The following is a 12,663-nucleotide window of genomic DNA, read 5'->3' as shown; positions in this document are numbered from 1 at the left end:
ATTAATTTAAAGTCTATAACCTAAGCCAATTTTTAGAATATTGATATTTGAGTTGTAAGTGATATCCGGAACGTCATTGTCGATACCGAATTTTACAAAGTCGTATTGAATTTGAATGAGTACTTTACGCGATATGTCGTAAGCTATTCCTAAATTGATATTAAAACCAGATTCATTCTCACTTTCATAAGTTGTATTTGGGTTTAATGAAGGTTGATTGTTAACTGGTTTAAAAACAAATACACTATAGCCTAAGCCTACAGAAGGATAAAACTTCGGAAGGCTAGGTATGTGTAATTCAGCAAAAATTCTTGGTTGAATTGTGAATAGATTCACATCAATTGGTTGAACGCGTTCTGTTTTAGAATTTTTTAAATAACCTACATGAAATGAACCTCCAATATGGATGGCATTCAATGCTAAAAACCGATACTTGAGTCCTAAATCAACAATGCCATTATAGTTTCTGCCAACAAAATTATCATCCACAACTATAGGGTAGCTCAGTTCAACATTGAGTTTTGAATCTTGAGAATAACCTACAATTGAAACAAGACCAATTATGAAAAGCGCAATTTTTCGAAACATACAATTATACCGTCTTGCGAATAATTGTCTGTTTACGATCAGGACCTACAGAAACAATTGTAATAGGAATATTTAATTCTTTCTCTAAGAATTCAACATAACCATTTAAATTTTCTGGAAGTTGTGATGCTTCAGTCATTCCTGTTAAATCTGCAGCCCAACCTTTTATTTCTGTATAAATAGGAGTGACGTTTTCTGCCTCAATATTATATGGTAAATGTGTAATGGTTTCACCTTTATATTTGTAAGCTGTACATACTTTTAGGGTTTTAAATCCTGAAAGCACATCACCTTTCATCATAATTAATTGTGTAACTCCATTAACTTGGCAAGCATAGCGTAAAGCTACTAAATCTAACCAGCCACAACGTCTAGATCTTCCGGTTGTTGCACCGAATTCGTTACCAACGCGACCCATAGTTTCACCATCTTCATCAAATAATTCAGTTGGGAATGGTCCAGAACCAACACGAGTAGTATAAGCTTTAAAAATACCGAATACTTCTCCAATTTGGTTTGGAGCAACTCCTAAACCTGTACAAGCACCTGCTGCAGTGGTATTAGAAGATGTTACAAAAGGATACGTTCCGAAATCAATATCTAATAAAGACCCTTGTGCACCTTCAGCTAAAATAGATTTACCAGATTGTTGTGCTTGATAAATGTATTCTTCAGAATCAATAAATTTTAAAGATTTTAAAGTTTCGATAGCTTCAAAGAAATCAGCTTCTAGTTCTTTTAAATCATATTGAATATCTACGTTGTGAAATTCAATCATTGCTTCGTGCTTATCTGCTAAAGCTCTGTATTTGTCTTTCCAATCGGCTAATTCAATATCACCAACTCTAATTCCGTTTCTACCGGTTTTATCCATATAAGTTGGACCAATACCTTTTAATGTAGACCCTATTTTTGCTTTACCTTTAGAAGCTTCACTTGCTGCATCTAATAAGCGATGCGTAGGTAAAATAATATGTGCCTTGCGCGAAATACAAAGTGATTTTTTATAATCAACATTCTGCTCTTCTAACTTATCGAGTTCTTTCTTGAAAATAACAGGATCGATAACAACACCATTACCAACAAGGTTCACCTTATTCTCGTGAAAAATACCTGATGGAATTGTATGCAATACATGTTTCTTGCCGTTAAATACTAAGGTATGACCTGCATTTGGGCCACCTTGAAAGCGTGCAATAATATCGTAGTTAGAGGTAAATACATCGACAATTTTTCCTTTGCCTTCATCTCCCCATTGTAATCCAAGTAGTAAATCTACTGCCATTTTAAAATTGAGTTAGTCGTCTTTTTTACGGTTACCGTAAAAATATAGTGAATGATTAGTTATCTGAATATCAAAAACCTCTTCAATGGTTTTTTTGATGGATTGAATGCGTGGGTCACAAAACTCTATGACTTCTCCAGTATCTGTGAGAATTACATGATCGTGATTTTTATCAAAATACGATTTTTCGTAATGTGCCTGACTTTGCCCAAATTGATGCTTACGGACCAAAGCACATTCTAATAGTAATTCAATTGTATTATAAAGCGTCGCTCTACTTACACGATAATTTTTGTTTTTCATTTTGATATATAAAGATTCAATATCAAAATGTTCTTTGTTATCATAAATTTCTTGAAGTATAGCGTAGCGCTCAGGTGTTTTTCTATGACCTTTATCTTCAAGGAATTGTGTAAATACACGTTTTACAATTTCCTGGTTACTTTCTTCTGTGGTTGCATTCATAATTAAGCAGCAAATTTAAGCAAATTTTATAGGATATGAATTATAAAATTGGCGATTAAAAGCGAAAGAAATGAACAAGTTTCGAATAATAGTTAATAACCTTTATACTCGTGTTACTTTGTCAATTCCATTAATTTGTTTAAGCTTATCGATGAGTTTTTTAAGCATGGCTTGATTTTTAACCTGAACCGTTATTTTGCCAGTAAATACACCATCATCACTAGAAAAACTAATACTCTTCATGTTAACATGCATATTACCAGAAATGAGTTTAGTGATGTCGTTTACAAGTCCTAAATTATCTATACCAGATAAAATGATCTGAGAGGTATACACTTGTTGTGACGAATCTATCCATTTGGCTTGCATAATTCTATATGCGTAGTTAGATTGCAAGCTTACTGCATTAGGACAGTTTGTTTTGTGGACTTTTAAGCCATCGTTAATTGTTAAGAAGCCAAAAACTTTATCTCCAGGAATAGGATTACAGCAATTAGCTAGCGTATAGTTGAGTTTTTCTTCTTCTTTGCCAAAAACCAACATGTCATATTTAGAAGTAATCTCTTCTTTATGTATATCTTTTGAAACAGATGGTTTATAAATCTTGTTTTTAAAATAACTCATAAAAGCATTGCTACGCGATGATGCAAAGGCTTTTAATTTTGTGTTATCGATACTACCAATACCAACACGATAGAATAAATCTAAAGAGGTGTTCAGTTTAAAATAACTCACCAATTCATTAATAGAATTTTCATTCAGAGTAATTTTAAGTTGCTTTAATTTTCGTCTTAAAATCTCTTTTCCTTCTTCTGCTATTAGTTTAGTGTCTTCGTTTAATGCCGATTTTATTTTACTACGAGCTCTTGCTGTTGTGGCATAATCTAACCAGTTCGCATTAGGTTTAGCATTCTCAGACGTCATAATTTCTACACGATCACCACTTTGTAACACATGACTCAAAGGCATTAACTTACCATTGACTTTAGCTCCTCGTGTTCTCATGCCCACTTCTGTATGGATGCTAAACGCAAAGTCGAGTGGAGTAGCTCCTTTAGGAAGCGATTTTAAATCTCCTTTAGGTGAAAAGACAAAAATCTCTTTAGAATATAAATTGAGTTTAAACTGTTCTACAAAATCTACGGCATCTGCTTCGTGATTTTCTAAGGCTTCTTGTAAACGGTTAATCCACAAATCGAGATTGTCTTCTTTAGCATCTGCATTTTTGTATTTGTAATGGGCCGCATACCCTTTTTCTGCAATTTCATTCATGCGTTGACTACGGATCTGAACTTCTACCCAACGACTTTTTGGACCAACAACTGTAATGTGAAGGGCTTCGTATCCTGTGGATTTAGGAGAGGAAATCCAATCCCGAAGTCGAATAGGATTAGGTGTAAAATGATCAGTTACGATAGAATATATTTTCCAAGCTAAGAATTTCTCGTTAGCTAAATCTGATTTGTATACAATTCGAACGGCAAACTTATCATAGACTTCATCAAAAGAAACCCCTTGTTTTACCATTTTTCTACGAATACTAAAAATAGATTTTGGACGACCTTTAATTTCGTAGTTTAAACCTTCAGTATTAAGTGAGTCTTCAATCACTTTAGAAAAGGCTTTGATATAAGCATCTTGATCTTCTTTGCTATCTTGTATTTTTGCGAGAATATCGCTGTAAACTTCTGGTTCGGTATATTTTAGTCCTAAATCTTCAAGTTCTGTCTTAATATTGTAAAGTCCAATTCTATGAGCTAATGGAGCGTAGATGTATAAGGTTTCAGAGGCAATTTTAACTTGCTTGTCTGCGCGCATGGAGTCCATAGTCTGCATATTATGCAAACGGTCTGCTATTTTTATAATGATAACTCTAACGTCATCATTTAGGGTAAGTAGCATTTTTCTAAAGTTCTCTGCTTGTAAGGACACATCCATGTCTTTTTTTAGCGAAGAGATTTTGGTGAGTCCATCTACAATTCTTGCAACTGTTTCTCCAAATAACTGCTCAATATCATCAATAGTGTAATCGGGATTGTCCTCAACAACATCATGAAGTAGCGCTGCAGCAATAGATGTAGCATCCATACCTATTTCTTGCGCCACAATTCTAGCTACTGCAATCGGGTGAAAAATATAGGCTTCGCCAGATTTACGTCGTTGATCTTTATGTGCATCCACAGCAACTTCAAAAGCATGACGAATTAATTTCTTATCGTCTGTGCTTAAAGTCTGATAGCTTACTTTTAGTAATTCCTTGTAAGCTTTGGCGATGGCTTTATTTTCTTTTTCTATAGCTTCCTCAGTCATAGAACTAAAGTAGTAAAACCATTGTAAATGAGCACTATTTTTTTAATAGGAAATTTTAGAAATTTTCAGATATAAATAATGGTTTGTAATGGTAATTAGTGAAAGTTATGGGTTTAGAATGTTGACTTTCCTTTTTATTATTTCTTCTCAGTAAGTAGTTCTGCAAGTTCAATAGCGCAACCCCAAGCTACCGTAAAACCAGCGCCTCCATGTCCATAATTATGGAAAATATTGGAGAAATTATCATCAAATTCAAACCTAACAGGACTTCTTTTTGGTCGTAAGCCTACAATCTCTTCTAGTATTTCTGGCGGGGCCTCATTATAACCAATAGCTTTAAGTCGATTTAAAATTAGGGTGGTGTCTGAGGCCTCTACATTTCTATTCCAATCGTTGTCATAATCTGTTCCGCCAATCACACAGTCGTTACTTCTATTAATAATATAGCTAAGAGCTCCTTTTTTTGTGGAATCGGCAAAAGAAGGAGTATTCATTTTTTTACAACGTAAAATTTGACCTCGCATCGGTTGTAAATCCTCATCGTTACATAGGTTTTTTGCGCCTAGTCCGGTACAATTAATAACTAAAGTATTTAGTGCTGCTAGTTCTTTAATGTCTTTAATTTCTCGTTCTTCAAAATGGCCTCCGTTTTTAAGAAATTTCTCAAATAAATAGGGTAGATATAAACGGGGTTCTGCTAACGGAACTATGGAAATGAATGCCATTTTTATACCTTTAGGAAGCTCTGAAGGTTTCGCTTTTCTAACAGTCCCTTTAGGTAATGTTTGAGTCCAGTCATTATTGCTGTGGTTGTTGTAAGCAGTTAAAAAAGGAATAAAAGTGACTCCGTTTTTAGGTTCTATGTCATTTTGATAACGCTCATAAGCAAGTGATGCCCATATATTGGCTTTTTCTTTAGGTTCAATTTCGAATGGAAACCAAATCGCTCCAACTTTACTAGATAATGTTTTGTCAAAACATTCCTTTGCAACTATAGTGACTTCAAATCCTTTTTCTTGAAGTATAATTGCGGACGTTAACCCCACAATCCCTGATCCTACGACAGTAACTGATGGCATGCTGATTTTTTGTTTTTTGTATTGGAATTCCTGAAAAATGAAAACCCAAAAGATTTATAATGCAATGAAGTTCGTCTTTTTATTTTAAATAATCAAACGTCTCATATTTGTGTGCATTACTAAAATTCCGAGTAGTTTAGAAATAACAAAACCCACAATTAATGTAGGTTTTGTTATTTAATTTTTGAAAGTAAAATTACGGATTAGTAGACCATAACGATGCATTTGCCATCATAGCGCGTCGTGGTAATTTTAAACCAGATACAATTAATTCTGCAAAATCTTCGGGTTGTAAAACGCTGTCTTCAGAATCTTTGCTAGCAATACCTAATTCTATAGACATATCTGAAGCAATCGTACTTGGAGTTAAAGTACACACTCTAATATTGTTTTTACGGACTTCTTTCATTAAAGATTGAGACATTCCGATAACTGCAAATTTTGAAGCTGAATATGCTGATGTTGTCGCATTACCGCTTAATCCAGCAGTGGACGATACATTAATAATATCACCTTCATTTTTAGCAATTAAATGTGGTAAAACTTCTTTGGTGACATAATACATTCCCATAACATTGGTTTGTATAATTTGACTCCATTGATCCACTTCCATATCGTTTAATGATCCAAAAGCAGCAATACCAGCATTATTAACCAAAATATCAATAGATCCTAAAGTTTCAATTAAGGTTTTAATGCTTACTTGTACTTCCTCGTAGTTGCTAACATCAAATGCAGCATAAGTAGCGTTTACACCAAATCCTTTTAATTCTGAAACGGTTTCTTTTAAAACGGCTTCATTTCTACCAGTAATAGCGACATCAATGCCTTCTTTAGCAAAAGCTATAGCCGTTGCTTTTCCTAAACCTCTTCCGCCTCCTGTAATTATTGCTTTTCTATTTTTTAAATCTGTCATTATATTATGTTTCTTTTTATTCAAAGTTATAAAAATTGGGTGTCTTTACTGTTATAATAATGTGAAGTTACAGCCTTAAAATCTTAATACGTTCTAAAAGTGTGAGATGCCTATTATTGATAATTATTGGATATCAGTAAATGTTATTCGCCATGTTTTTTCCAATAGGATTTGCCATAACTGCAAAACACTTCGTCTCCATACTCTATGTTTTTTATAGCTTTAATACAGACATTATTATCGTCGTCTAAAGTAATTGCAGCATTGTTTTTAAAATTACTTTGCGATAAGCCTTCTGCATCATTCGCATATTTGGCGTAGCAATCGGTATGCATACTATCCATAATAGTACCATCTAGCAAATTAATAAAGTACCTGTCTTGGTGTTGTTCGACTCTTAGTGCCGCTTCTTTGTTATCGATAATTTCGCCTTTAAACGACGAAATGATTTCATCTTCATAAATGTCTATTGCCGTAAATAAACCTTTACCAGCATGTTTAATTTGTGAAGGCTGAATAAACAAGTAGTCTGATTCGGGTGCTTCAATAGTATTTGTGTTTATATACTGGTCTTCTGTATTGGAGTCGCTCAAGGTTGATGAGATTTATTAACGATGTTCGGTTATATAATTAAAAGCGCTTTTATTTTTTTAGATTCTTAATACGCTCTAAAAGTGTAGGATGAGAATAATGCATAAATACATAGGCTTTATGTGGTGTTAAATTACTCAAGCTGTTTTTAGATAATTTCTTTAATGATGTAATTAATGGTTCGGGTTTATAAGTGTTTTTGGCGTAATCATCTGCTTGGTATTCAAAAACGCGTGAAACGTAATTCATTATTAAACCTGTAATTTCTGAAATAGGTGAGTAGAGTAATCCAAAAGCAATCAGACCAACATGAAAACTCGGAATTTCAACACCTATGGCATTAGATAATAATGGATTTGAAATAAAGATAGATAAAATAAAAAGCGTTAGTCCTGTAAGTAGAATAGAGGTCACTAAATTGAAAATGATGTGTTTCTTTTTATAATGCCCCACTTCGTGTGCTAAAACAGCCACGATTTCTTCATCGTCTAAATCGTTGACTAAAGTATCGTAAAGTGTGACACGTTTTTCACTGCCAAAGCCCGAAAAATAGGCATTGGCTTTGGTGCTTCGTTTTGAACCATCTATGATGAAGATCTTTTCGAGATTAAAACTAACGGATTCCGCATACGTTGAAATTTTAGTTCTCAATTCGCCGTCTTCTAATGGCGTTTGTTTGTTAAATAAAGGTACAATAAGTTTAGAATAAAACATATTCATAAACACGGTGAATACAGTTACAATTCCCCAAGCATATAACCAAAATTGATTTCCTGTAACCTGATAAAACCAAACAATAAGAGCAATGAGACCACCGCCTAAAAGTACCATCATAACTAAACCTTTCAATTTGTCTAAGATGAATAGTTTCTTGGTGGTTTTGTTAAATCCGAATTTTTCTTCAATCACAAAGGTTTTATAGTAGCCAAATGGTGTCGTAATAATATCGCTCGCTATCATGATGATACCGAAGAAAATTAAAGCGATGATTATTGGATTGTTTGAATAACTTCGGGCGATGTTATCAACGTATTCAAAGCCATCTAGAAGTAAAAATCCTAAAGTTAAGGCAAACGAAAACAAGGACGTTCCAAGTCCGAATTTATAATTCACGGTTTTGTAAGCTTGTGATTTTTTGTATTCCGTTGTATCATAAACATCGTTTAATGCTTCTGGAATAGGGTCATTATAATGTTTTGCATTTATAGCATCAAGGGCTTTATCAATTATAAAATTGATGATAATGATGGCTATGATGATGTAGAATAAGGTTTGTGCTGTCATAAAGAATAAAATTCCAATTTTGAAAATTTTAAATTCCAAGTTCTAATCTGTAACGTTTTGGAATTTGTGTTTTAGTTTTTGAGATTTGCGAATTTTCTCAAAGAAAATTCCGCTGTCGTTTCGCTTCAAAAATAAGGATTCCTGCAGCGACAGAAACATTCATCGAGTCAATTTCACCTTGCATTGGTATGCTTATATTTTTTGTGGCAGCTTCTCTCCATTCTTCTGATAAACCTGTCGCTTCTGTACCAACTACAATGGCTGTTGGTAAGGTGTAATCCTGTGAATGATACGCTTCTGACTCCTGTAAAATAGCAGAGAAAATATTGAAATTATATTTTTTTAGAAACGCAATAGCTTCTTCAGAACTGGCCATTGCAATTTCCGTCGTAAATACGCAACCAACACTAGAACGAATGATATTAGGGTTGTATAAATCTGATTTCGGATTCGCTATAATTACAGCATCTACATTTGCGGCATCAGCTGTTCTGAGCAAGGCGCCAATATTACCCGGTTTTTCAGGTGCTTCGGCCACTAAAATCAGTGGGTTTTTAGATTCAAATTTTAAATCTTCGAGCGTATGCTTTTTTGAATTCACTACAGCAATCACACCTTCAGTAGTATCGCGATGTGCTAGTTTTTGAAACACCTCTTTTGATATTTCAATAATCTCAATATTGTATTGTGACATCGCTTGAGCTTCGCTTTCTGAAAATAATTCAGGATAAAACAATAAGGTATCAATATTGTAGCCACCCTTTATAGCTAATGATAGTTCGCGCTTACCTTCAATTAAAAATTGTCCAGACTTTTTACGTTGTCTCGATTTTTCTTTGAGTAGAACAAGTTGTTTAATGAATGGATTTTGAACGCTAGAGATGGATTTACTCATTACTATATTGTTTAATCTAATTTAAGAGATGCAAATTTAACCTATTATAAAACAAAAACTGCTTTCCCTATTTCTATTCTTGCTAATTGGAGCGATTACATTTTACTTAAGTTGCAAATCAGCTAATCAGTTTAACGGTGAAGAAGTTAATCATAGTTTCATAAATTCCACTTAATCCTATTGAGGTAAAACTAATTTCACAGAATTATAATTTAATCATAATAGCTAGTCTTAGTATAATAATAGAACTTTAACTATCGTTTCTTTTTGAGAATTCAACTTTCATTGGATTAAGATTTAAATGAATTGCGACTAAGGTTCAACATTTATTAACTTAATTTTGTGCTAAGACCAAACAAATGTTGATGATGATGAGAAATTATATCCTACTTATATTAATGTTTTTAACCCTATTTTCTTATGGTCAGAGCATTACATTCCAAAAAAACACGAGCGCTGCAGCTAAAAAATTAAAATTAGTTCAAAAACTAAATAAAACGGGTGATAGTTTAATACTCGCTACAGAGCATGAAAAGATAAAGGAAGTCGATATATTAAATGCCGATTACTTAGAGACTATTGAAATTAATAATTCAAATGCAAAGATTAATTTAAACCAACTCACTATTGGTAATTATGTTGTACAGGCTAAAATAGGTACGCATTGGATTGTAATGTATTTAGAAAAAAGAGATTTAAAAGCCGAAGGAATTAAAACTACTGATGTTAACATTAAGGGTAATGTCGATCTAACTATTTATAAGAATGCAGTTGATTCATTGTCATTAGCTAAAGTACATTCTAATAAACTTCATTTAAATGATAACGAAATGTATTGGGCAGTATATGAGAGTAATACAGGGTTTTCGTCACAAAGAACAATGAGTTTAAAATTTCCGGAAGAAATATATGATTTAATATATCGGATAGAATTAGAAATGAAATCTAAGGTTGGAAAAAACAATACGTTACTTGTTTATGAGGTGTTTAATAAACCAGATTTTATGCTCAAACAGCTTAAGAATAAAAACTATTATAAGCGAAAAAATTCAAAATATTTTAATGTTGAACCTCTATATAATTCTGAAGAAAAAAAAGAAGACACTAAGGGGTTTTAAAAAGTAGAGGTTATTACTGAAAAACATCGCTATGGCATTGCCATAACGACTTACTTATTTCGCTTCGCTTTCCAAAATTAAATCAGTTAAAAACAAAAGGGAATTAATCTAATAGCCATCTTTTATGACTAATGACAAGTCATGCTTACCTTTAATTAGAAAAATGTTCAGTTATTTTAAGTTGTCACAATTTATCCTTGAGTAGTATGAATTGTTTTATAAATGGATTTTGTACGCTAAAAGTGGATTTACCCATTACTATATTATTTAATCTATATTTGAGAGATATAAATTTAACCTCTTATGAAACAAAAACTACTTTACCTATTTCTATTCTTAACAATTAGTACAACTTTAATTGCTCAGGTGGCTAATCAACCAAATGATTACGCGGTTTGCGATGATGACAATGATGGTTTTGCTTTATTCAATTTAACTAATGCAGATGCACAAGTTTTAGGAAGTCAACAAAGTTCCGCAGATTATACGGTAACGTATCACGAAACACTGTATGATGCAATCAATGGAGTTTATGCGATTAATTATCCTTATGCTAATATTACCAGCTGGTTACAAATCATATATGTGCGATTAGAATCTAATGCTACTGGGAATTATGCTCTTACTGAATTAGCCTTAGTTGTAAATCCAACACCTATTGTTACTGTAGCAACATCCATGATGTTATGTGATGATGATGTCGATGAGACTGCTGTATTTGATTTAACAGTAAACAATTTAGAAATCACTCAAGGTAATACTGATTGGACGGTAGCGTATTATGAAACGCAATCGGATGCTCAGACGCAAATAAATGTACTTAACACTAGTTATACTAATATTTCAAATCCACAAACATTATTTGCAGCAGTTACGGATACCAATACGGGGTGCGTGAGTATAACGCCATTAACCATACGTGTATTGCCAAATCCTTCTAGTGCTATGGGAACTCCAAGTGATATTATGCTATGCGATGATAATAATGATGGCATTACCGCTTTTGATCTAACACTATCCGAGGGTGAAATAAATCCGTCAGGAGAGCTTTTTACACTCTCTTATTTTATAGATGAAGCTGACGCTTTAAGTAATTTTTATCCAATTTCAGATCCAACTAATTTTACAAACGTAAGTAATCCACAAACTATTTATGTTAGAGTTGAAAATCTAGACGGCTGCGATGCACTTACTAATTTTGATATATATGTTAATCCATTACCATATTTAGATTTTGAAAGTGATTATAGCTTTTGTCTTGGCGATACATTGGTGTTAGATACAGAATTATCGGCTTCTGAGTATGCATTTCAATGGACACATAATGGTAATCTTATACCAGGTGAAACGCAATCGTCTCTAACGGTATCAGAACCTGGTTTTTATTATGTAACGGTTGTTGCTTTTTCTGGGTGTGGAACAGTTTCTACTATGATTAACGTAGAGGAAGTGGTTTGTACAGACACGGACAGTGACGGTGTCATTGATGCCGATGAAGATATCAATGACAATGGTAATCTAGAAGATGATGATACCGATGGTGATGATATTCCAAATTATTTAGACGATGATGACGATGGGGATGGTGTTGCTACTAGTGTTGAAATCAATATTGTATTAGGAAGAAATACGATGCATCCATTTGTGGATACCGATAATGATACTATTGAAAATTATTTAGATAACGACGATGATGGTGATGGCGTATTAACTATTGATGAAGATTATAATGATAATGGAGATCCTACAGATGATGATACAAATAGCAATACGATTCCAGATTATCTTGAAAGTTCAGTAGCTTTAAGTATAAATGAATTTAACGTTACGAGTTTTAGTATGTTTCCAAATCCCGCAAAAGAAAACGTAACCATTCAATTGGCATCGTCTAATTTTGGAACTGGAAGCGTAAATATTTTCGACATTCAAGGAAAAGTAATTTTGAAACACATTAAGTTTGAAGGGAACTCTACGATTTTAGATATTTCTAGTTTAGAAAGTGGCTTGTATTTTGTAGAATTAACGATAGGAAACACTTCAACTGTTCAGAAGTTAATTGTGAATTAAATTTAACTTTATTTGATATTTTAAGAAGCTTCAGAATTTATCTGAAGCTTTTTTTGTAATGTATT

Annotated in this window: 11 protein-coding genes; 2 read left to right on the top strand and 9 right to left on the bottom strand. The window is 33.1% G+C overall.

Features of this window, described 5'->3' with window-relative positions; genetic code table 11:
- Nucleotides 1–6: 6 nt before the first annotated feature.
- From BLT80_RS11355 to BLT80_RS11315, 9 genes are all read right to left on the bottom strand, one after another.
- On the bottom strand, nt 7–588 hold the full coding sequence (locus BLT80_RS11355) for an outer membrane protein (RefSeq protein WP_092468049.1): 582 nt from the start codon (nt 586–588) through the stop codon (nt 7–9).
- 4 nt (nt 589–592) lie between these two features.
- Nucleotides 593–1,873, bottom strand: a complete 1,281-nt coding sequence (locus BLT80_RS11350) for an adenylosuccinate synthase (protein WP_092468047.1) — start codon at nt 1,871–1,873, stop codon at nt 593–595.
- Between the two features lie 12 nt (nt 1,874–1,885).
- Complete coding sequence (locus BLT80_RS11345) at nt 1,886–2,338, bottom strand: Fur family transcriptional regulator (RefSeq protein ID WP_092468045.1); 453 nt, start codon at nt 2,336–2,338, stop codon at nt 1,886–1,888.
- A 102-nt stretch (nt 2,339–2,440) separates the two neighbouring features.
- On the bottom strand, nt 2,441–4,648 hold the full coding sequence (locus BLT80_RS11340; RefSeq protein ID WP_092468043.1) for a RelA/SpoT family protein: 2,208 nt from the start codon (nt 4,646–4,648) through the stop codon (nt 2,441–2,443).
- A gap of 137 nt (nt 4,649–4,785) precedes the next feature.
- Nucleotides 4,786–5,727, bottom strand: coding sequence for an FAD-dependent oxidoreductase (locus BLT80_RS11335; protein WP_092468040.1), 942 nt, complete (start codon nt 5,725–5,727; stop codon nt 4,786–4,788).
- Between the two features lie 196 nt (nt 5,728–5,923).
- The gene (locus BLT80_RS11330) at nt 5,924–6,643 is read right to left on the bottom strand and encodes a 3-ketoacyl-ACP reductase (protein ID WP_092468036.1); all 720 of its coding nucleotides are present in this window, start codon (nt 6,641–6,643) and stop codon (nt 5,924–5,926) included.
- A gap of 143 nt (nt 6,644–6,786) precedes the next feature.
- Nucleotides 6,787–7,236 (bottom strand): SET domain-containing protein, encoded by a 450-nt coding sequence (locus BLT80_RS11325; RefSeq protein ID WP_245710235.1) that lies wholly within the window; start codon nt 7,234–7,236, stop codon nt 6,787–6,789.
- Between the two features lie 49 nt (nt 7,237–7,285).
- Nucleotides 7,286–8,518, bottom strand: a complete 1,233-nt coding sequence (locus tag BLT80_RS11320; protein WP_092468033.1) for a M48 family metallopeptidase — start codon at nt 8,516–8,518, stop codon at nt 7,286–7,288.
- Between the two features lie 97 nt (nt 8,519–8,615).
- Nucleotides 8,616–9,413 (bottom strand): TrmH family RNA methyltransferase, encoded by a 798-nt coding sequence (locus BLT80_RS11315; protein WP_092468031.1) that lies wholly within the window; start codon nt 9,411–9,413, stop codon nt 8,616–8,618.
- Nucleotides 9,414–9,778: 365 nt separating this feature from the next.
- Between BLT80_RS11315 and BLT80_RS11310 the strand changes: the two genes are divergently transcribed.
- Together BLT80_RS11310 and BLT80_RS11305 are read left to right on the top strand one after the other, a co-directional pair.
- Complete coding sequence (locus BLT80_RS11310) at nt 9,779–10,531, top strand: hypothetical protein (protein ID WP_139181058.1); 753 nt, start codon at nt 9,779–9,781, stop codon at nt 10,529–10,531.
- A gap of 303 nt (nt 10,532–10,834) precedes the next feature.
- The gene (locus BLT80_RS11305) at nt 10,835–12,598 is read left to right on the top strand and encodes a T9SS type A sorting domain-containing protein (RefSeq protein ID WP_092468025.1); all 1,764 of its coding nucleotides are present in this window, start codon (nt 10,835–10,837) and stop codon (nt 12,596–12,598) included.
- Nucleotides 12,599–12,663 lie beyond the last annotated feature (65 nt).

Origin of the sequence: Winogradskyella thalassocola (assembly GCF_900099995.1) — a bacterium.
GTDB classification, from domain to species: domain Bacteria; phylum Bacteroidota; class Bacteroidia; order Flavobacteriales; family Flavobacteriaceae; genus Winogradskyella; species Winogradskyella thalassocola.
The sequence above is the reverse complement of the archived record's forward strand: the minus strand, read 5'-3'. Positions and strand labels throughout refer to the sequence as shown.

Excerpts from the sequence above, each read along its gene's own strand:
- BLT80_RS11355 (WP_092468049.1), bottom strand. The coding sequence starts at position 588 with ATGTTTCGAAAAATTGCGCTTTTCATAATTGGTCTTGTTTCAATTGTA.
- BLT80_RS11350 (WP_092468047.1), bottom strand. The coding sequence starts at position 1,873 with ATGGCAGTAGATTTACTACTTGGATTACAATGGGGAGATGAAGGCAAA.
- BLT80_RS11345 (WP_092468045.1), bottom strand. The coding sequence starts at position 2,338 with ATGAATGCAACCACAGAAGAAAGTAACCAGGAAATTGTAAAACGTGTA.
- BLT80_RS11340 (WP_092468043.1), bottom strand. The coding sequence starts at position 4,648 with ATGACTGAGGAAGCTATAGAAAAAGAAAATAAAGCCATCGCCAAAGCT.
- BLT80_RS11335 (WP_092468040.1), bottom strand. The coding sequence starts at position 5,727 with ATGCCATCAGTTACTGTCGTAGGATCAGGGATTGTGGGGTTAACGTCC.
- BLT80_RS11330 (WP_092468036.1), bottom strand. The coding sequence starts at position 6,643 with ATGACAGATTTAAAAAATAGAAAAGCAATAATTACAGGAGGCGGAAGA.
- BLT80_RS11320 (WP_092468033.1), bottom strand. The coding sequence starts at position 8,518 with ATGACAGCACAAACCTTATTCTACATCATCATAGCCATCATTATCATC.
- BLT80_RS11315 (WP_092468031.1), bottom strand. The coding sequence starts at position 9,413 with ATGAGTAAATCCATCTCTAGCGTTCAAAATCCATTCATTAAACAACTT.
- BLT80_RS11310 (WP_139181058.1), top strand. The coding sequence starts at position 9,779 with ATGATGATGAGAAATTATATCCTACTTATATTAATGTTTTTAACCCTA.
- BLT80_RS11305 (WP_092468025.1), top strand. The coding sequence starts at position 10,835 with ATGAAACAAAAACTACTTTACCTATTTCTATTCTTAACAATTAGTACA.